The sequence below is a fragment of the Lysinibacillus sp. NPDC058147 genome (genome assembly GCF_042884205.1).
In the GTDB taxonomy this organism is placed as follows: Bacteria; Bacillota; Bacilli; order Bacillales_A; family Planococcaceae; genus Lysinibacillus.
In genome coordinates this window covers 14,132-33,338 of the sequence record NZ_JBHVUJ010000001.1, presented here as the reverse complement: position 1 = coordinate 33,338, position 19,207 = coordinate 14,132, and the positions used below count along the sequence as shown (strand labels likewise).

The 19,207-nt window shown below is 37.4% G+C and carries 19 protein-coding genes and 1 riboswitch; of the genes, 7 read left to right on the top strand and 12 right to left on the bottom strand.

Going from position 1 to position 19,207, the window contains the following annotated elements:
* Positions 1-201: 201 nt before the first annotated feature.
* The 3 genes from ACFVT8_RS00155 to ACFVT8_RS00145 all read right to left on the bottom strand — a co-directional run bounded on the left by ACFVT8_RS00155 (position 202) and on the right by ACFVT8_RS00145 (position 3,440).
* Entirely contained in the window at positions 202-834 is a 633-nt protein-coding gene (locus ACFVT8_RS00155) for a superoxide dismutase (RefSeq protein WP_387082505.1), read from the bottom strand.
* Between the two features lie 165 nt (positions 835-999).
* Entirely contained in the window at positions 1,000-2,508 is a 1,509-nt protein-coding gene (locus ACFVT8_RS00150) for an alanine/glycine:cation symporter family protein (protein WP_387082506.1), read from the bottom strand.
* 125 nt (positions 2,509-2,633) lie between these two features.
* The gene (locus ACFVT8_RS00145) at positions 2,634-3,440 is read right to left on the bottom strand and encodes an alpha/beta hydrolase (RefSeq protein ID WP_387082507.1); all 807 of its coding nucleotides are present in this window, start codon (positions 3,438-3,440) and stop codon (positions 2,634-2,636) included.
* A gap of 136 nt (positions 3,441-3,576) precedes the next feature.
* Here ACFVT8_RS00145 and ACFVT8_RS00140 point away from each other — a divergent pair, with 136 nt between their 5' ends.
* Positions 3,577-4,098: a gamma carbonic anhydrase gene (locus ACFVT8_RS00140; protein ID WP_387082508.1), complete on the top strand. Its 522-nt coding sequence runs from the start codon at positions 3,577-3,579 to the stop codon at positions 4,096-4,098.
* Between the two features lie 172 nt (positions 4,099-4,270).
* Here the strand turns inward: ACFVT8_RS00140 and metK are convergent, their stop codons facing one another.
* Positions 4,271-5,467 (bottom strand): methionine adenosyltransferase, encoded by a 1,197-nt coding sequence (gene metK / locus ACFVT8_RS00135; RefSeq protein ID WP_387082509.1) that lies wholly within the window; start codon positions 5,465-5,467, stop codon positions 4,271-4,273.
* A gap of 287 nt (positions 5,468-5,754) precedes the next feature.
* Positions 5,755-5,873, bottom strand: a riboswitch (SAM riboswitch).
* 705 nt (positions 5,874-6,578) lie between these two features.
* Here metK and pckA point away from each other — a divergent pair.
* Both pckA and ACFVT8_RS00125 read left to right on the top strand, forming a co-directional pair.
* A complete protein-coding gene (pckA, locus tag ACFVT8_RS00130) occupies positions 6,579-8,165 on the top strand; it encodes a phosphoenolpyruvate carboxykinase (ATP) (protein ID WP_387082510.1) in 1,587 nt (528 codons plus the stop codon).
* A gap of 867 nt (positions 8,166-9,032) precedes the next feature.
* Positions 9,033-9,989 (top strand): alpha/beta hydrolase, encoded by a 957-nt coding sequence (locus ACFVT8_RS00125; protein ID WP_387082511.1) that lies wholly within the window; start codon positions 9,033-9,035, stop codon positions 9,987-9,989.
* A 142-nt stretch (positions 9,990-10,131) separates the two neighbouring features.
* Here ACFVT8_RS00125 and ACFVT8_RS00120 read toward each other — a convergent pair whose 3' ends face one another.
* The 4 genes from ACFVT8_RS00120 to ACFVT8_RS00105 all read right to left on the bottom strand — a co-directional run bounded on the left by ACFVT8_RS00120 (position 10,132) and on the right by ACFVT8_RS00105 (position 13,044).
* Positions 10,132-11,085, bottom strand: coding sequence for an MBL fold metallo-hydrolase (locus ACFVT8_RS00120; protein ID WP_387082512.1), 954 nt, complete (start codon positions 11,083-11,085; stop codon positions 10,132-10,134).
* Positions 11,086-11,168: 83 nt separating this feature from the next.
* A complete protein-coding gene (locus ACFVT8_RS00115; RefSeq protein WP_387082561.1) occupies positions 11,169-11,945 on the bottom strand; it encodes an alpha/beta hydrolase family protein in 777 nt (258 codons plus the stop codon).
* Entirely contained in the window at positions 11,929-12,393 is a 465-nt protein-coding gene (locus ACFVT8_RS00110) for an NUDIX domain-containing protein (RefSeq protein ID WP_387082513.1), read from the bottom strand. Before ACFVT8_RS00110 ends, ACFVT8_RS00115 begins: the two co-directional genes overlap by 17 nt.
* Positions 12,394-12,726: 333 nt before the next feature.
* On the bottom strand, positions 12,727-13,044 hold the full coding sequence (locus tag ACFVT8_RS00105; protein ID WP_387082514.1) for a transposase: 318 nt from the start codon (positions 13,042-13,044) through the stop codon (positions 12,727-12,729).
* 136 nt (positions 13,045-13,180) lie between these two features.
* On the opposite strand from ACFVT8_RS00105, the gene ytzI reads away from it, so the two are divergent.
* The 4 genes from ytzI to ACFVT8_RS00085 all read left to right on the top strand — a co-directional run bounded on the left by ytzI (position 13,181) and on the right by ACFVT8_RS00085 (position 14,887).
* Positions 13,181-13,327, top strand: a complete 147-nt coding sequence (ytzI, locus tag ACFVT8_RS00100) for a YtzI protein (RefSeq protein ID WP_387082515.1) — start codon at positions 13,181-13,183, stop codon at positions 13,325-13,327.
* Between the two features lie 70 nt (positions 13,328-13,397).
* A complete protein-coding gene (locus ACFVT8_RS00095; protein WP_370045009.1) occupies positions 13,398-13,559 on the top strand; it encodes a hypothetical protein in 162 nt (53 codons plus the stop codon).
* Entirely contained in the window at positions 13,556-13,789 is a 234-nt protein-coding gene (yidD, locus tag ACFVT8_RS00090) for a membrane protein insertion efficiency factor YidD (RefSeq protein WP_082172819.1), read from the top strand. The genes ACFVT8_RS00095 and yidD overlap by 4 nt, the downstream gene beginning before the upstream one ends.
* A gap of 108 nt (positions 13,790-13,897) precedes the next feature.
* Positions 13,898-14,887 (top strand): metal ABC transporter solute-binding protein, Zn/Mn family, encoded by a 990-nt coding sequence (locus tag ACFVT8_RS00085; RefSeq protein WP_387082516.1) that lies wholly within the window; start codon positions 13,898-13,900, stop codon positions 14,885-14,887.
* Here the strand turns inward: ACFVT8_RS00085 and ACFVT8_RS00080 are convergent.
* The 4 genes from ACFVT8_RS00080 to ACFVT8_RS00065 form a co-directional block, all read right to left on the bottom strand.
* Positions 14,850-16,061 carry a transglutaminase domain-containing protein gene (locus tag ACFVT8_RS00080; protein ID WP_387082517.1) on the bottom strand — a complete coding sequence of 404 codons (1,212 nt, stop codon included), beginning with the start codon at positions 16,059-16,061 and terminating at the stop codon, positions 14,850-14,852. The two genes, ACFVT8_RS00085 and ACFVT8_RS00080, sit on opposite strands and share 38 nt — an antisense overlap.
* Positions 16,062-16,326: 265 nt before the next feature.
* Positions 16,327-16,794 carry a hypothetical protein gene (locus ACFVT8_RS00075; RefSeq protein ID WP_387082518.1) on the bottom strand — a complete coding sequence of 156 codons (468 nt, stop codon included), beginning with the start codon at positions 16,792-16,794 and terminating at the stop codon, positions 16,327-16,329.
* 170 nt (positions 16,795-16,964) lie between these two features.
* Complete coding sequence (locus ACFVT8_RS00070) at positions 16,965-17,417, bottom strand: hypothetical protein (RefSeq protein WP_387082519.1); 453 nt, start codon at positions 17,415-17,417, stop codon at positions 16,965-16,967.
* Between the two features lie 70 nt (positions 17,418-17,487).
* Positions 17,488-18,912 (bottom strand): o-succinylbenzoate--CoA ligase, encoded by a 1,425-nt coding sequence (locus ACFVT8_RS00065; RefSeq protein ID WP_387082520.1) that lies wholly within the window; start codon positions 18,910-18,912, stop codon positions 17,488-17,490.
* Between the last annotated feature and the right edge of the window lie 295 nt (positions 18,913-19,207).

Genomic DNA, 19,207 nt, shown 5'->3' with positions numbered 1-19,207 from the left:
CTACGCTTTCGCACAAAAAATATCTGCAGGCCTAAGCACAAAGCTGATTCCGGACGCATTGTTTATCTGCGCGAAAGCGAAGCGACAGCGGCAATTATGCCAAGGCATAATTGATTTTAGAAAAGAAAATATCCCCCGATGGCGCGGGGGATAGGGAGGAGTACTTAATTTTTACTTTCATGTCAAATTACCTTAATTAACTTAGTTAGATTTTAAAAGTGTTTGTTGTTTCATTGCATCCACATATCGCTGATTGACTTTATCCCAATCGATAGTATTCCACCAATTCGTAACAAATTCAGGTCGGCGATTTTGATATTTCAAATAATAAGCATGTTCCCATACATCAATAATGAGTAGAGGCATTTTTCCTTCCTTTAAAGGTGTGTCTTGGTTAGCTGTACTCATAACGGTTAATTGTTCGCCATCCAGCACTAGCCATCCATACCCACTCCCAAAACGAGTAATGGCTGCTTTAGAAAGCTGATCCTGAAAATTATCAAACGTTTTAAAATAATAATCAATCGCCTTTCCAATATCAGCATTTGCCTCACCACCACCATTTGGGCTCATCAAATCCCAAAATAAACTATGGCAATAGTGTCCTCCACCATTATTTTGTACGGCTGTTTGAATGTCAGCTGGAAGCACATCAAGATTGAATAATAAATCTTCCAACGACTGATTTTGTAAATCCTTCTGACCTTCTAAGGCTGCATTTAAATTATTAACATACGTAGCATGATGCTTAGAATGATGAATTTCTAACGTTCTAGCATCAATATAGGGCTCCAACTGATCATAATCATATGATAGTTTCGGTAAATGGAACACAGTCGATTTTTTCACCTCCCACCAAAAAGTTTCTTGAAGGAAAGATAATTTCCTTAAGACAAAATATACCTTCTTTTTCTATTGCCGTCAATAGAAATTTTTTATAAAACAAAAAAGCTATCTAATAGAATGTTAAAATCTATTAGATAGCTTTTTCGTTATTGTCTATTTATTTTTACGTTTTTCATTATAATCTACCCAGAAATCTGCACCTTTAATTCCTAGTTTACGAGGATCAAAAACAGGATCTTTTCCTTCTTTTTTCTGTTTTTCATAATCCTTTAATGCGACTATTGCTGGCTTCATAATAATTAAAATCGCTAAAACGTTAATCCAAACCATTAAGCCAAGTCCGACATCCCCCATAGCCCAAGCAAGGTCAGACGTGCGGATAGTACCGTAAAACGCAGAAATTAAAATTGCAAATTTCGCCAGCCAAATGACGACTTTTTCTGTAGTTCCTGAGAATAAATAAGCCACGTTTGTTTCGGCAATGTAGTAGTATGCCATAATTGTCGTAAAAGCAAAGAAGAATAAGGCAATTGCTACGAATGGTCCACCAAAACCTGGTAGTGAAGAATCAACTGCATATTGTGTGAAGGCTGCACCTTCTTTAATACTTTTCGCAAATGTGATTTGTTCTTCCCCAGTTAATCCGCCTTTATTGAAGTCACCAACATAAACATATGAATCAGCACCATCTACTGCTTTTTCATCGTGTACATTATACATACCAGTAAATAATATCATAAATGCTGTAGCTGAACAGATTAATAGAGTATCAATATACACAGAAGCTGCTTGTACGATACCTTGTTTAGCAGGGTGTGATACTTCTGCAGCCGCTGCTGGATGAGCACCTGTCCCTTGACCTGCCTCATTTGAATAAATACCTCGCTTAACCCCCCATGCAATAGCGGAGCCAATAATACCACCAAAGATTTCTTGTGCACCAAATGCGCTAGAAAAAATTAATGAAAATACAGCTGGTACTTCTTTAATATTCATTGCAATAATGATGATGGCCATCAGAATATATGCTAATGCCATAAACGGTACAATGACCTGAGCAGCATTGGCAATCCATTTGACACCACCGATAATAATAGTACCTAATAATACGACAATAATAAGTCCTGTAATCCAAGTCTTAACATCGAAAGCGTTTTCAACAGCTGTCGCAATTGCATTCGATTGTACACCCGGCATCAAAACTAGCATGGCAGCTAATGCGGCAACAGCAAAAATAACTGCAAACCACTTTTGCCCCATTCCTTTTTCTATGTAAAAAGCTGGCCCACCACGATATTCTGTATCTTTCTCTTCTTTATAAATTTGAGCCAATGTCGACTCAACGTAAGCAGTTGCCGCACCGATAAATGCGATTGCCCACATCCAAAAAATAGCACCAGGTCCCCCCATCCCGATTGCTGTAGCTGTACCGGCAATATTACCTGTACCTACTCGACCAGATAATGCGATAGACATCGCTTGGAAAGATGAAATCCCCTTTTCTGATTTTTCGCCTTTAAACATTAAAACAAACATATCTTTAATATGTCTTACTTGTAGGAACCGTGTAATGATTGAAAAAAAGAGCCCTATTAGCAAAATGCCATAAATAAACCACGGTCCCCATAAAATCTCATTAATTTTCCCGACGATTGTTTCCATTTTACCCCTCCAATTTGAAAATAATACTTTGAGTCATTATAGTATTACACTTTTCAGAAAATTACAACATTATATTCAAGTAACAAAAAGTAGTAATTTTTCTAGTTAATTGGAGGGGTAATTCTCTATTCAATTATATAACCAATTCTTCGAAGAGCATTATTAATAAAATCACGTATATAAACAAAAATCTCGTCACGCTCTACTTCATGAAATAGATTATGATAACAGTTTGCCCATTCTTTGAATTGAAACTCTGTAAATTCCATCTGATGTAGCCAGTTACGCGTTTGTTTAGTTTCAGTAATATTATCTTTTTCAGCTGTCATAACTAACATAGGCATATTAGGGAATTCAGCCTTAGGCAATAACACTAAATTGCGCATCATTTGCTGTAGTTCTCGATACCATTTCACTGAAACGATTGACGAAAAAGGAACCTCATCCTTCATCTCATCTCTACCCTCTAAACTGCGCGTTAATGATTCTAATGTTATTTCATGGGTCAGTTTCACATTTGCAGTCAGGGCACTTAAACTAGTTAATGCATTTGATAGTTTACCTGGCAATAGCTTTAAATGAAGCCAAGGTGAAGTTATGATAATCCCTGCGCATTCATATTTTCGTTTTTGCATGGTATGTAGTAATAGTGTCGCACCAAGCCCATGTCCTATTAAAAAGACAGGTAAATTATACGAAAAAGCATTCTCCATTAAATGCCTTGTATATTTGTTGTATTCTTTAAAATCTTCATCATGAACACGCGAAAATCCTACATTTACCCCATGATTAGGTAAATCCCCCATGACTATGTGGAAGCCTTCCAATCTAAGTTTTTCTATAAGCCATGCATACCATCGGTGATTTTCATATGCACCATGAAGAATAGCAACCACAGCCTTTGCTTGTCCATCAGCTTCCCATTTCCACATTTCACATAGTCCTCCTAAAAAAATAATTACACAATGATTATATCGGAATATCTAGCTCATTTTAATTTTATATTTCCATCAAGTTGCGTATTTGATACGATAATATTACATCATAGAAAGAAAAGAGGCGATCCTCATGATCTATCCATTTAAAGGTAAAACACCCAATATCGATCCGTCTGTTTTTATCGCCGATTATGCAACCGTTACTGGTGACGTTACAATAGGTGCTGAAACAACAATTTGGTTTAACACAGTTATACGAGGGGATGTATCACCGACAATTATCGGAAAACGAGTTAGTATTCAAGACCTCTGTTGCTTACATCAAAGCCCTAAATATCCGCTCATTATTGAAGATGAAGTAACAGTCGGACATCAAGTAACTTTACATAGCTGCACGATTCGTAAAAAAGCCTTAATAGGTATGGGCTCTATAGTATTAGACGGAGCGGAGATTGGAGAGGGTGCATTCATTGGGGCGGGTAGTCTAGTACCTCCTGGCAAAGTCATTCCTCCAAATAGCTTAGCATTAGGTCGTCCTGCAAAGGTTGTAAGAGAATTGAATGATGAAGATAAAGAAGATATGGAACGCATCATACGTGAATATGTAGAAAAAGGACAATACTATAAATCTCTTCAAACAGAAAATAAATAGCTATTTCAACAGCTCCACGTTTGCTTGAACAGACGAACCATACATAATTATGATTAGGAGCTTCTCTTTTTCGATAAAAACAGCGAAAGGGGCTATAAGAATGTTGAGCCCCTTTCTGTAAAAGTTATTTTAAAATATTTTTCTAGCTACTTCATTACTTTAGCTGAATAGCTTAGTAGCCTACTTTTTCTTTTAATGCGTCAGCTTTGTCTGTTTGTTCCCAAGGTACATTTAAGTCTGTACGACCGAAGTGACCATATGCTGCAGTTTGCTTATAAATAGGGCGACGAAGGTTAAGCATTTTAATAATCCCTGCTGGGCGTAGATCAAATAGCTCGCGTACCCATTTTACAATTTCACTTTCCGCAACTTTTCCTGTCCCGAATGTATCAACAGCAATAGATACAGGTTGTGCAACACCAATCGCATAAGCTAGTTGTACTTCAGCTCGTTCTGCTAAACCAGCTGCTACGATGTTTTTTGCCACATAGCGTGCTGCATACGCCGCTGAACGGTCTACCTTAGTTGCGTCCTTACCAGAGAAAGCACCTCCGCCATGACGTGCATAGCCACCGTATGTATCAACGATGATTTTACGTCCAGTTAGACCAGCATCCCCTTTTGGACCACCAATTACGAATCGGCCAGTTGGGTTGATGAAATATTTAGTATCGGCATCAAGTAATTCACTTGGAACAACTGGAGCAATAACGAATTCTTTTAAGTCTGCTTGAATTTGCTCAAGTGTAGCTTCTTCGTCATGCTGTGTTGAAATTACAATCGTATCCACGCGCACTGGTACATTGTTTTCATCATATTCAATAGTTACTTGTGTTTTTCCGTCTGGACGTAAATATGCTAGTTCACCAGATTTACGTACTTCCGTTAAACGACGAGCCAATTTATGCGCTAAACTAATTGGTAATGGCATAAGCTCTGGTGTTTCGTTACATGCATAACCGAACATTAAACCTTGGTCACCTGCACCAATTGCTTCAATGTCAGCATCTGTCATAGAGCCTTCACGCGCCTCTAATGCTTGGTCAACACCTTGAGCTATATCAGGTGATTGCTCACCAATAGCAACAAGTACTGCTAGGTTTTCAGCATCAAAGCCATATTTCCCACGTGTATAACCGATTTCTGCTACAGTATCACGAACGATACCTTTAATATCTACATAAGTAGAAGTAGTAATTTCTCCTGCTACTAAAACTAAGCCTGTAGTTACTGTTGTTTCACACGCTACACGTGCGTTTGGATCTTCTGCTAAAATTGCATCTAAAATGGCATCCGAGATTTGATCACAAATTTTGTCTGGATGTCCTTCTGTTACACTCTCTGATGTAAACAGTCGACGGTTTGTCATTTGGTTTCCTCCTATTACTTTTACAAATAATATTTGCGAATTAATACGGTACTCATTACCCATGTCAAGTCCGCTCCTAAAGATTGAACTCTTAAGCCGTTGTTGCTGTCGTCGCACTTTCGCACAATAAAACAGCTGCTGCTCTTAACACGAGGGTTTCGAAAGATCCGTCATTTAATAAGGAAAGGACTATATACTTACCTTTATATTCGTTTTTAACAATAAAAAAATCCTTTTCCCACGTTTACTTAACATGAGGAAAGGAATAATGACTTCATAACCTTTCACTCTTATCGTTCAAGGGGTTTCCCCTTGCATCAGGTTGGCACCAGCGCATGTCGTGAAATGTTTCATGCAGGTTGCCGGGTTTCATAGGGCCTGACCCTCCACCAGCTCGGGATAAGAGTATCCGTTCAATATCTCATAATACGGAAAAGGTCGAACGTTGTCAAATATTTTTCACTTATTTCAGCGGATGTTCAAAAAACCGCTGAAATAGAGGAACTCAGTCTAAGAACGCCACGTCCTCTAACAATTTATCTGTGCGACAGCGACACAGACTGAATGACCGACATCACGTTGACACAAAGCTGATTCCAGACGCAATTGCTGGGACATAATTGATTGTATTCTTATAAAGAAAGTATGGGTTATGTAATTTGGATTATGCTGTAATTTGAAACAAAATAATCCCTATTCTCCACCTCACATCATGTGTTAACATATGTGTGACCCTTTACAGCACATTTTGTGGCTACAGAACATGTGGTGGATGAATATGATCCTAGCCTCTTTTCAGTTGACACAAGCTCCAACTTTAAAAACAGCTAAGACTTCACATCCTGTGCGAACCTCATGTCAACAAAAGCTTCCAAATGCATTTTTGCTGTGTCGAAAGTGATTGTGTGATCACTTATAATAAATAGGGTAAAAGGCAATATAAAAACGAATCTATTTACTTTTTGTCGTTTTCTTGAAAAGTAATAAAATCTGAAAAATAATTTCTTAATTAGTATAGATTATTTAAGCAATTGTGTTATACTAATTTTGAAATTAAGAAAATCTCCCTCGAACTCTAGGGAATACTATAAAAAAGGATGGTATTTAATCGATGAATTCAGTAGAAATTGCAAACGAACTGAAGGAATTATTAAGCGGCGGTAACATTAATGTTCAACTTTCAGTACCACAATTAGCTGAAAAGGCTACTTCTCGTGGTGAAGCTATGTTAACAGTAGATGGCGCAGTTCGTGCAGAAACTGGCAAATACACTGGTCGTTCACCTAAAGATAAATATACGGTAGAAGAAGATAGCACAAAGGATAAAATTGACTGGGGCAAAGTTAACCGACCAATTTCTTCTGAAGTGTTCGATAACTTATATGTAAAAGTAGTAAAATATTTAAAAGAACGTGACGAATTATTCGTATTCAAAGGCTTTGCTGGTGCTGACAAAGATTCACAATTAAGCATCCAAGTAATCAATGAATATGCTTGGCACAATCTTTTCGCTCATCAATTATTTATCCGTCCAACTAAAGAAGAATTAGCTTCTCATGTTGCTGACTTCACGGTTATCTCTGCTCCTAACTTTAAAGCAGACCCTGCTGTTGATGGCACAGCTTCTGAAACTTTCATCATTGTATCACTTGAAAAGAAAATCATCCTAATCGGTGGTACTGAATACGCTGGTGAAATCAAAAAATCTATTTTCGGTATTATGAACTACTTATTACCACAACAAGGCATCCTTTCAATGCACTGCTCAGCAAACGTTGGCGAAGCTGGTGATGTTGCATTATTCTTCGGTTTATCTGGTACTGGTAAAACTACTTTATCTGCTGATCCTGACCGTAAGCTTATCGGTGACGATGAACACGGTTGGTCTGATAATGGTGTATTCAACATTGAGGGTGGTTGCTATGCGAAAACAATTAACCTTTCTGCTGAAAAAGAACCAGAAATCTACAACGCAATCCGCTTCGGTTCTGTTCTAGAAAACGTAGCTGTTGATCCAGAAACTCGAGTTTGTGACTATGATGATGGTTCATTAACAGAAAATACACGTGTAGCTTATCCAATTCAATACATTGAAAATATTGTTGATCCATCTGTTGCAGGTCACCCAAAAACAATCATCTTCTTAACAGCTGATGCATTTGGCGTATTACCTCCAATCAGTAAATTAACAAAAGAGCAAGCAATGTACCACTTCCTAAGCGGTTTCACATCTAAACTTGCTGGTACAGAACGTGGTGTAACGGAGCCAGAACCAGTATTCTCAACTTGCTTCGGTTCTCCATTCCTTCCACTTCCAGCAACAGTTTATGCTGAAATGTTAGGTCAAAAAATTGACGAGCACGGTGCACAAGTATTCTTAGTGAACACTGGTTGGACTGGTGGCGAATACGGAACTGGTAGCCGTATGAAGCTTTCTTACACTCGTACAATGGTACGTGCTGCAATTGACGGCAAATTAGCTAATGTTGAAACAATTCAAGATTCAGTATTCGGTTTAAACATTCCAACTTCTATTGAAGGTGTACCAACTGAAGTGCTTAATCCTCGTGATGCATGGGCAGACAAAGCTGCTTATGATGCAAAAGCTGCTGAACTTGCTGGTTTATTCAACAAAAACTTTGAGAAATTCTCAAATGTTTCTGAAGCTATCATTAATCTTGGCGGTCCATTAAAATAATTTACTAAACAAAGGGAACGATTTTCAGTCGTTCCCTTTTTTGTGTTGAAAAACTTTAATTTCAATAAAATTAAGGTGTCCTATTAAGGCTCCTCTGCACAACGAGGGGTTGATTTCCGTTCCGACTGGTCGCTTTGCCGCTGACGCTTCGCTTTCGCGCAGAGCAGAGCTTCCTGGGGGCGTCCGATGAGCCGCTTCGCTTCGCTCCAGGGTCTCGGGCCAGCACGATGCTGGTCACGAAGGCGTTATCACAGGACGTGATGGTTTTAGCCTTCGTTCCTCTATTGCTGATCCCCAAGGAGTCGCCCAGTCTCCACTCCAATCAACTATTTCACTAAGCAAATATTTTCTTACATGTTTCTCTTATTTATAGTGTGAAATCAATTTTTAGCAATAAATGGTTTTTATGCGAGGTCGAGGTGGCAACAGCAGATGTTTTTGTACAAAAGCGGAATGTCAGCAACAACAGTTGTACAATCACTTTACTGTTATAAGTCTATTCTGATCGATTATGGTGAGTAGCATAACTTTCACTTTTAACATTAAATTAAATTTATAAAAGTTCTACGTTATTGCTGATTGGAGTGGAAGGCTACTCGACTCCCGTGGGAAAGCGAGACAGGCGAGACCCTGCACGAAGCGCAGCGGAGGAAGCGGCTCGACGCTCGCCCACAGGAAAGCGAGTAGCCTGGAACGGAAATCACCCACATTTATAGTGCCACAACAATCACAAAGATTTACTTAACTATTTTGTATTTTAACACTATAATAGGGATCGATTAGATTCGTTCCCTATATTATAAAATTCTACTTTTCATATTAGTATCTTTGTGTATAATTCATAATAGTAGTTTTAGGGGGATGTATATGAAAAAAAAATATAAAGTGATTATTACCATTGTCAGTCTTCTATTAGTATTGTTTGTTGTGGCTGGATTTTTTGCGGGGAATTATTTTTATAACTTTGCCTTAAATCCTAATACTGATAAATCAGATGTATTTAATGCTCCGCACAATGCTATTGCTGCTAGTCCTAAGGATGTTAAAGAAAAAGAAGAGAGTGAGAAGTGGTTTAAAGAGAATTATAAGGACTCTTATATACAGTCTTTCGATGATTTGAAATTACATGCCTATACGCTTAAAAATACAAACGAAGCAAATAAATGGGCAATTGTTTTCCATGGATATTCATCTGAAGGTTCACAAATGACAAAGTATGCTAAGCATTTTTATGATTCAGGATACAATGTTCTCGTACCTGATGCAAGGGCTCATGGAAAAAGTGAGGGTGACTATATCGGTATGGGTTGGCATGATCGACTTGATGTAGTCTCTTGGATTAATAATATTACTAGTTCTGATAAAAACGCTGAAATTGTTTTGTATGGTGTTTCCATGGGAGGCGCTACAGTAATGATGGCCTCAGGAGAGGATCTACCTGGCAATGTTAAGGCTATTATTGAGGATTGTGGTTATTCTTCAGTTTGGGATGAATTCTCCTATCAATTGCAAGAAATCTTTAATCTACCTGAATTTCCTATCATGCAATTTTCTTCAATTGTTACGAAGTTAAGAGCTGACTTTACGCTTGGTGAAGCTGATAGCGTCAAGCAAGTAGCAAAATCGAAAACACCTATGCTATTCATTCATGGAAGTAACGATACATTTGTTCCATCTGATATGCTAAATGAAGTATATGAGGCTGCCAATGTACCGAAGGAGAAATTTATAGTTGAAGGTGCTGGACATAGTGGTGCAGAAAATGTTGCTGGAGACGCTTACTGGAAAACTATTAATAACTTCTTAGCAAAATATATAGAGTAAATGCCTTTTTCTACCGTTCAGGTGCCTGCCATGAAGCACCTGAACGGTTTTTTAGACAATAAAACTCCATTTTGAAAGAGAGTTAATAAAATGGAATAAACTCTCTAAATGAAATTTATATCAATCCCCTACAATTCAATTTTTAGAAATAGATGCTTTGGAAACCTTGAAGTATTTGTAAATCAATTTTATCTGCTTTTGTTCTCTGAATGATAAAATCCAATCCTTTTTTTGTGTTATCTGCAAATTTAGGCAATGCTTCAAGAGCTTCTGTTAAAGGTTTATTGAAGTTGTCCCAATGTATTGGGATAATAAGTTTTGGCTGTAATTTCCGTACGGTTTGCTCATAATACATATTTTGAAAGTCTCGATCTTGAGCTCCTAATACTCCTATTCCTAAAAATAAAACATCAGCATGAATGTCATCTAATGCCCCTTCTATATAATTAGCACTAGGCTTAACAAAGAATGATTTATTGTGATGCGTAATCAAAAAATCGTATGAAGAATCTTCATGATAATCTAGAGCTTTTGCTGGCTGTTTAAGTGGTTCTTTTATTTTTTCGCCTTCGTCAAACGTTGGTGAATGCTTCGATTGAAGGACAGTAACAGTAAAATCACCAAACTGCATAGCCGTATTTACTTCGTATACAGACATCTGTTTTATATTAATACCATTACCAAGTCCTATATTAATTGCTGATTCTGAACCGTATACATGCGTCCCAGTTTGTTTAGCGATATAAGCTAAATCTAACGCATGATCATAATGTGTATGAGCAATAAACAATCCCCGAAGCTTATTATTATCTATTCCTATTTTCTTAAAGGCTTTATTTACAGCATCTGCATCAGTTTTTACAGTACTGAAAGGCAACATTTTTAATAAGGGCGGCCTAGAAATAAAACCATCAATCATTAATTGTGTGTTGCCATCATCAAATAATAAAGATGATGTTCCTAAAAATGTGACCTTTATCTGATCTTGATTTAATGCTTTTTGCTTGGTTTCCGGAGCGTAATATTCCTTGTATTGTTGAATATCTGCTGAAGGTGTTAAAAACTTAAAATAAACAAAAGTCGAAGCGATTATCATCAATACTAATCCTACAATAATAATCTTGCGCCTTTTACTTATTATGTATTTCAGTTAACACACTCCTCTCAAACCATAATAGTTTATTGACGCTTCATCCACTCGCAAAGTGCATGTACTGTTTCTCTATTTTTGGCCGGTGGATACTGATGAGCATAACGAAGATCATACCATGTTTCATATCTTTTATTAGCATCCTTTAAATAAAATTCTAACTGTTTTGCATGTTCAATATCTACATTTTCATCACGGTAGCCATGAATAATAAGTACTGGAGCTGTAATATGCTCTACCTCAAAAAGTGGTGTTCGAGCATCATATGCCTCTGGTACACGATTAGGCGTCCCTCCAATAACACGCTTCATCATCCTACGCATATCTGTCCGCTCCCAATATGTAGCTGTTGCATCAGATACTCCTGCCCATGTCACAACGGATGTAATATCTCTACGAAATATTGCGGTCCAAAGTGCCATAATACCACCACGTGAAAAACCAAAAACATGAATATTATCATTGCAAAACTGTTTTAGTACGTCTACTGCGTATACAGCATCATATCGATCAGCTCCTGCAAACTCATCTCGACCTTCTCCACCTCGATTGCCACGGTAATATGGGGCAAAAACAATAAAACCTTGAGCTGCAAACTGTGCGACACGCGAAGGTCTAACCATACCAATACTTTGCATACCTCCCCGTAAATACAAAAAGCCATCATATGTACCTTCTGCCTTAGGCTCCGCTAATAACCCCTTTACACGTAGACCCTGTGACATATATATGATTTCCGTTAAACGAATAGCTGGATTGGGCGAAGGATAAGGACGTTTTTCAACGATCTCACCATTGATCATAATGTTTCAACTCCTCCAGCATTTTCTGCATTCCTTCATCTTTCATATGAAAGCTTAAATTTGGATGATTGGCAAATTCTTCATCCGATAACCAAGTCATCCCTGATGTTTCTAAATCAAAATCAATGTCCTCCTGCCCTGCAAACTGTGCAGTAAAGACCGTTTTACAAAATAAAATGTCATCATGTACGGCGTATTCTGCAAACCATTTAAGATTTTTCACCCGAACACCGGTCTCCTCAAATACTTCCCTTATTGCTGCCTGCTCTAATGTTTCTCCATGTTCTTGCTTTCCACCTGGAACCTCGACACCACGACGTTTATGAATTGTACATAACCATTTATTTTCATGTTTTAATAAAACAAGTACATGCTTAGGCTCAGTATTCAATTCGCCTCTAATAAAACTTAAGTCCACTCTAAAACCATTTAAATCTGTAAATGTGAACATGCTCTTCAACTCCTTTTCTCGTTCTTCAGCGTCCAACGATGATCTTTTATTTCACTATAGTGTAATCATATCGCTACAATCAACAAATTAAATCACTAATATTCAACTTCCATTAATAGTTGGAATACGCGACTAACAGGAGGTAATACCGTATTTAATATTATATTTATTCGATTACAAACAGCAACAGCTCAACAAATTGAAATTTCTCTATTGCTAGCTGCTAGTGCTCAAAATACGACCCCCTCTCTGTTAATCCCTCAAGAGTTGCTCTTTGCTGTTCAGTTTGGCAAAACAAAAAGGATCACCGAAGTTTTTTCAGTGATCCTACGTTTAGACACGTTTGTTGAAGTAAGGAAGTTGTTCTACAAATGCCTTCGTATCCGCATCCCCATATTCATGAACTAGTGCATAGATTTTTTTTAAGCGCAAATCAATTTCATCATTTTCTCTATCAAGATGATATTGTATATATGGCAATTGCGCTCGCCATGCATTTGAAATTTCTAACATCTGCATTTGCTGAAAAATCTTTTCAAAGACATCTAATGCTTGGCGATCTATATTTAGTTCAAAGTTCCACGGTCCTGCATATGGGTTTGTATAATACGTTCTATTGGCAAGTGAAAAATATACACGCTGACGCTCCATCACAAAACACTCCTTTTACCATAGTATGGTGGTAAAAGGAATGTTTTATTCGCTGGAATGTCAAACTTCCTTCACAACTAAGTAATATTATCTAATTTATAATAAGAAGTAATGAATAAAGAACGGAGTGAATGCAATGAGTTTAATCACGCTATTAATTGTAGCAGCAATCATCGTTATTTTAGTAACGATCGCGACTATTATTAGTGTCAATCGTGCGTATGCTTTTAAACATACAGTTGATGAAAAACCTCAGCAAAGCTTTCATCAAGATGATGACTAGTTCAATTTCTACATTTTTTCAAGAGATTCTTTTATAATATTATTAACAAATAGAATTTGGAGTGAACGCAATGGGAGTACCATTACCAATAATCATAATGATCGCAATGATGATGCTTATGTTTGGCGTTTCTGTCATTGTCTTGTTGAAGAAAAAAGGTAATTTCTTTACACAAACTATCGATGCTAAACCTAAGCAAATTAACGCTCAACAAAAGGATAAACAAATATGAAATATCCCTTTATATGGCTCATTAAGTTTTACAGAAAATTTATATCACCCATGACGCCGCCATCTTGTCGCTTCCATCCTACTTGCTCCTCCTATGGACTTGAAGCTTTTCAAAAACACGGTGCCATTAAAGGATTCTATTTAACGATTAAACGTATATCAAAATGCCATCCATTCCATCCAGGTGGCTTTGATCCTGTACCTGAAAAATGGCCTTCGAAAAAGAATTAATTTTCGAGGGTCATTTTTTCTTGTACTTTTTTCAGTTGTGAGTTATTATAGGAACTGTTCTAAAAAATAAATCGTAATGATTACTATTTGAAAGAGGTATGCTATAAGATGAAAAAAGTACTTTTATTATTTTTAGTTGCAGTCCTTGCCCTATTTACTGCTGCCTGTGGGAATAAATCAACAACATCTAAACAATCAGAGACAAAGGATAAATTAACAATTTACACAACTGTTTATCCATTAAGTTATTTTGCACAACGAATTGGTGGCGATTTTGTAGAGGTTTCTTCTATTTATCCTGCTGGTGCCAATGAGCACACATTTGAGCCAACACAAAAAGATATGATGAAATTAGCAGATGCTAATATATTTTTCTATATCGGCTTAGGGCTCGAGGGCTTTGTTGAAAATGCTAAAAAAACTCTAGCTAATGAAGATGTAACTATGGTGGCTACCGCAGATCAGGTTTCAGATGAAAAATTAGCCATGAGCACAGGTCATACACATGATGATGAAGAGGACGCACATCATGATCATGAAGACGGACACGATGATCATGATCACGGTAATGTAGATCCACATGTTTGGCTATCACCAACTATCAGTCAAGACTTAGCACTTTCCATTAAAAACACTCTAGTTGAAAAAATGCCAGAACAAGAAGCTACATTTACAGCTAACTACGAGGAATTAGTAAAAGAACTACAAGATTTAGACAGCGAATATAAAGCAATGGCTGATAAAGCGCAAGAGAAGACGTTCTTCGTATCACATGCATCATTTGGCTATATCGCAGGACAATATGGCTTAAAGCAAGTTCCAATAGCCGGTTTAAACTCACAAAATGAGCCTTCTCAAAAAGAACTTACGGCGATTGTTGATAAAGCAAATGATTTGCATATTCACTACATTTTATTCGAGCAAAATGTCTCTTCTAAATTATCCGAGGTTATCCAAAAAGAGGTTGGAGCAGACTCTCTTGTCTTGCACAATTTAAGTGTTTTAACAGCAGAAGATGTAAAGAATAATGAAACTTACTTCACCCTTATGAAGAAAAATATTAAAACTTTAGGTACTGCATTAAACGCTCACAAATAAATAAGTAAGGAGGTGCCCTGAATATCGTATGGGGCACCTCCTTTATTATGACATACTTTTCTTGTGGCATTCTTTTTTCCGTTCTATAAACAGTTATTAGCCCTTTTTTCTTATGCAAAGCATTTGGTATTATCTTTTGATTAGCCTTTACTTCGGCTACATTACTTTCTAAAATGATTGGTTCCCATTCATTTAGGTGCATCTGAACCTGAATAGGATTATCGCTTTTATGATCTTTTAAAAGCAGTCTACGTTGTTCTATTAATTGAGTAACTGTTTGTTTATTTTTACTTAAGATGGATAGCCCTTTATCAAAGGTAAATTGACTATCTAGTATTGGTTTTGTCAGAACCTCAATCTTATTCTTTTTTTGTAAATCAACATAGGCTTCACTTGTAGCTGCTGGGAAACTCGTATAGTCCCAAGAGTGATCCCGTGCTAATTGGCGATCAGAAACTAAAAAATAATTATAAAGTACCTCACCCTTACGATCAGGTAATGGATCATCCCACGTAACATCGATATGATACCATGCATTATCAAGCTTCACTAAGACCCAGGCGTGTAGCTGTTCCTCTACTTTTCCTGGTACATATTGTACCTCAAAGCCTAGCATCTCTAGCATGCGGTAAAGCACTAGAGCATATGCTTGACAAACTCCCTTGTTTTCAGTAAGCAATGTGTAGGGAGAATATTGACTTCCTTTGGTGTCCTTTGAATATTCAGCAGATAGAACGATAAAATCATGTGCAGCTTGTATTTTCTGCAATTCACTTAATCCATGCATAGGTGCAATAATATTCGCCAAAGTTTGTTCTACAAATGCCTCCTCTTCCTGTGAAATATGATAGGTAAACTCAAATGTAATGACAATATTATTGGCAAAACCATCATATTTCCATTTAAAACCAGAAATATTGGCGTAAATATATGGATCCTGAATAGCATGTTTAATGAGCTCAGATAGTTCATCTTTTATTTCGGATGTATTGCCAGTATAACGAACGTCAAATTCAGTAGATAATTGCATAACTTGTTTTTGAATTAGATGTTGTAGTGTTTCTATTGAATTGGCAGTTGCAATATTCTCTTGTTCATAGTTTGCGAATACTTGCACATGACTCATTTGTAGAACAAATAATATAATGACAACATTATATATATATTTTCTCATATGAGCCATTCTCCTTTACTAACTAGTTTATGCCTGTTATTTCTTATTATGTTAATGAATGATTAATTTAATCCTAAGAATTTACTAAAAATTTACTCTTAAAACGAATAAAAGAAGCCTTCTTATAAATGAAGGCTTCTTTCATAGGGTTGGAAAAAACTTAAAGAGGTGACCTGATTGTACATCTGTTACTGCCATTTTACTTTTCACACATCAAAACATTGCTGGAGTGTCGTTTTATCAATAACATATCAAAAGATACATACTATGTGAAGTGATTGATTGGAGTGTGGAGGCTGGGCGACTCCTTGGGGATCAGCGATAGAGGAACGAAGGCTAAAAGCATCACATCCTGTGATAACGCCTTCGTGACCAACATCGTGTTGGCCCGAGACCATGGAGCGAAGCGAAGCGGCTCATCGGATGCCCCCAGGAAGCTCTGCTCTGTGCGAAAGCGAAGCGACAGCAACAAATGTTTTATCTGTGCGAAAGCGAAGCGGCAGCAACAAATGTTTTCTGCGCGAAAGCGAAGCGGCAGCAACAAATGTTTTATCTGTGCGAAAGCGAAGCGACAGCAACAAATGTTTTCTGCGCGAAAGCGAAGCGGCAGCGATAAAAGCGCCCAGCCGGAACGGAAATCAACTCCACGTTTTGCTAAAGGGCATATTTTTTCTATTCGATTATAACTAGTAGCTAAGAACGGAAATTCCTCTGATTTAAAGTACCAAAACATTCATAAAGCTTTCCTTTTTCAACAACATAAACGAAAACTAATAACGGGTTCTCTTGATGGGGGAGTTTTAAAAAAAAACCACAAACAGCAATACTTTTCTCATTCTATAAAAGTAAAAATAAACACATAAAAGAGCATCGATTCCGATGCTCTTCTAGTAAGAAAATTTATTACATTCTTTTTGTTTCAGTAATTATAGGCTCCTCATATGAAATAATATCGATTATATGGTTCAAACAAGGAATTTGATAGTGAACGAACTGTTTTTCAGGAAATATATCTTCAGCAATTGTTCCTTCTTTAATAAAATCCAAGTACCTAGATTTAGTATAAATTCTAAAAAAATTGCCATCGAAATTTTCGTAATCATCCATTACAGTAAAAGATTCATCAATAATGGAATAAGCAACATACGTTTCAAAATCCAATTGCAGAATTGGTAGATTGTCATCAACTTCAATTGCGGATGCCTCTACTTCAAACGCATCTGTAATTTTTACAAATTCCTTGGTATTGTTCACAATACACCTATCAATAAGTACTCTCAGTGAACTCTCTTCTGGTTCAAACAATTTGTTTAAATATATATACCCTCTAAATTCCATCAAATCTTGAAAATTCAATTCTTTACCCCCATTTTGAAAGTCTATCTGAGATAAATTAAATTTTTAATGTCAAACACCTATAATTTTTTTAGTCCATTAATTTTCTACGAAGTAGCTTATTAGCGCCGTTTCTCGGGAGCTCGTCCGTAACAATAATTTCTTTTGGTATTTTATATTTCGCAAGCTTCTTTTGACAAAATGCTTGTATTTGCTCTACCTGTACTTCTTCTTTTAATACAACAAAGGCGATTGGTACCTGCCCCCAAGCATCATCATCGACACCACATACTCCCGCTTCCTTAACAGCAGGGTGTGTAAGTAGCACATTTTCGATTTCAGCAGGATAAATATTTTCGCCACCTGAAATAATTAAATCCGCTCGACGATCAATGACAAATAAATAACCTTCTTCATCTATATAACCAATATCCCCAGTATGGAGCCAGCCATCAATCGTTGCACCTTTTTCGGCAAAACGACCAATGTACCCTGGTGTAACATGTGGACCACGTATGCAAATTTCTCCTTCACCATTATCATTCGGCTCAGCAATGCGAATTTGATTAAAAAATAATGGTTTTCCCGCTGAACCAATTTTTTGCATTGCATCCTCATTTGCTAATGTTGCAGTTTGTGACGAAGTTTCTGTCATACCATACGTTTGAGCTACAGCTAAATTTAATGCATGCGCTCTCTTTAAATAATCCACCGGCACAGGTCCACCACCCGCTAGCATCATTTTAAATTTCGGTGAAGCTTGTGCATTGTTCTGTTCAAGGGTATGTAGAATCCTTTCCAGTGTGACAGCGACTACTGACATATGTGTAACCTCGCCATCCATAATATTTTGTGAAATGGCTTCTGCATCAAACTGATCATATAAGTGCACTTTATTGCCGTACAACAATGAACGCACTAAAATAGAAAAGCCACTAATATGAAAAAGTGGTACAGCACATAACCAAGTATCGTCCGCATGCAAACCTATATTTAAAACGGAGGCGGTTGCACTTGCCTGGTGATTTCCAACAGTTTGACAAACGCCCTTTGGAAAACCAGTCGTGCCAGATGTGTACATAATCGATGTTGTTTGGTTTAAAGACCATTCTTTCGTAATATCAACAGCCACTTCTGTACTTTTTTCTATCGTAGAAAATAAATAATAAGAAGTATGTGATGGTAATTTTTCTATATCCTCATCTGCAACTAATACCGCTACAGCCTCTGAATCCTCTAGCTGATAGGCAATTTCATCCTGTGTTAGCCTACGATTTAGCATGACCATTTCACATTGTAAATGCATACACGCGTACATCATAATGACAAGGGAAGGCTTACTCGGCCCCATTATTGCAATACGGTCCCCTTGCTTAATATCCAGTGCTGTAAGTTGACGAGCACGTTTCAAAGATAAATCATTTAATTCTTGAAAAGTCCAAGTCTGCCCATTATATGTTAAACCGTTTCGTAAAGGTGTTAAATACGCTCGCTGTAAAATCCAATTTAGATACATCTCGTTATTCCTCCAATCAGCCTTAATCTTACCGCTTTATCGCATCATCCGTCTATTCGGTGCTCTAACACGGTTTTCTGCTACTTGATCATGAGTAGTTTCGGTCGCTTGGCATGGTGTTCCGCTGTTAAAGTATTGAGGTCCGCTGCTAACGCATTGGGTTCCGCCGCTAACGCACGAGGTTCCGCCGCTAACGCATGAGGTTCCGCCGCTAACGCATGAGGTTCCGCCGCTAACGCATGAGGTTCCGCCGCTAACGCATGAGGTTCCGCCGCTAACGCATGAGGTTCCGCCG

Bases quoted from the DNA above. Each gene is read 5' to 3' on its own strand.
- ACFVT8_RS00150 (WP_387082506.1), bottom strand. From the start codon at position 2,508: ATGGAAACAATCGTCGGGAAAATTAATGAGATTTTATGGGGACCGTGG.
- ACFVT8_RS00145 (WP_387082507.1), bottom strand. From the start codon at position 3,440: ATGTGGAAATGGGAAGCTGATGGACAAGCAAAGGCTGTGGTTGCTATT.
- ACFVT8_RS00140 (WP_387082508.1), top strand. From the start codon at position 3,577: ATGATCTATCCATTTAAAGGTAAAACACCCAATATCGATCCGTCTGTT.
- metK (WP_387082509.1), bottom strand. From the start codon at position 5,467: ATGACAAACCGTCGACTGTTTACATCAGAGAGTGTAACAGAAGGACAT.
- pckA (WP_387082510.1), top strand. From the start codon at position 6,579: ATGAATTCAGTAGAAATTGCAAACGAACTGAAGGAATTATTAAGCGGC.
- ACFVT8_RS00125 (WP_387082511.1), top strand. From the start codon at position 9,033: ATGAAAAAAAAATATAAAGTGATTATTACCATTGTCAGTCTTCTATTA.
- ACFVT8_RS00120 (WP_387082512.1), bottom strand. From the start codon at position 11,085: ATGATAATCGCTTCGACTTTTGTTTATTTTAAGTTTTTAACACCTTCA.
- ACFVT8_RS00110 (WP_387082513.1), bottom strand. From the start codon at position 12,393: ATGTTCACATTTACAGATTTAAATGGTTTTAGAGTGGACTTAAGTTTT.
- ACFVT8_RS00105 (WP_387082514.1), bottom strand. From the start codon at position 13,044: ATGGAGCGTCAGCGTGTATATTTTTCACTTGCCAATAGAACGTATTAT.
- ytzI (WP_387082515.1), top strand. From the start codon at position 13,181: ATGAGTTTAATCACGCTATTAATTGTAGCAGCAATCATCGTTATTTTA.
- ACFVT8_RS00095 (WP_370045009.1), top strand. From the start codon at position 13,398: ATGGGAGTACCATTACCAATAATCATAATGATCGCAATGATGATGCTT.
- yidD (WP_082172819.1), top strand. From the start codon at position 13,556: ATGAAATATCCCTTTATATGGCTCATTAAGTTTTACAGAAAATTTATA.
- ACFVT8_RS00085 (WP_387082516.1), top strand. From the start codon at position 13,898: ATGAAAAAAGTACTTTTATTATTTTTAGTTGCAGTCCTTGCCCTATTT.
- ACFVT8_RS00080 (WP_387082517.1), bottom strand. From the start codon at position 16,061: ATGAGAAAATATATATATAATGTTGTCATTATATTATTTGTTCTACAA.
- ACFVT8_RS00075 (WP_387082518.1), bottom strand. From the start codon at position 16,794: ATGTTTTGGTACTTTAAATCAGAGGAATTTCCGTTCTTAGCTACTAGT.
- ACFVT8_RS00065 (WP_387082520.1), bottom strand. From the start codon at position 18,912: ATGTATCTAAATTGGATTTTACAGCGAGCGTATTTAACACCTTTACGA.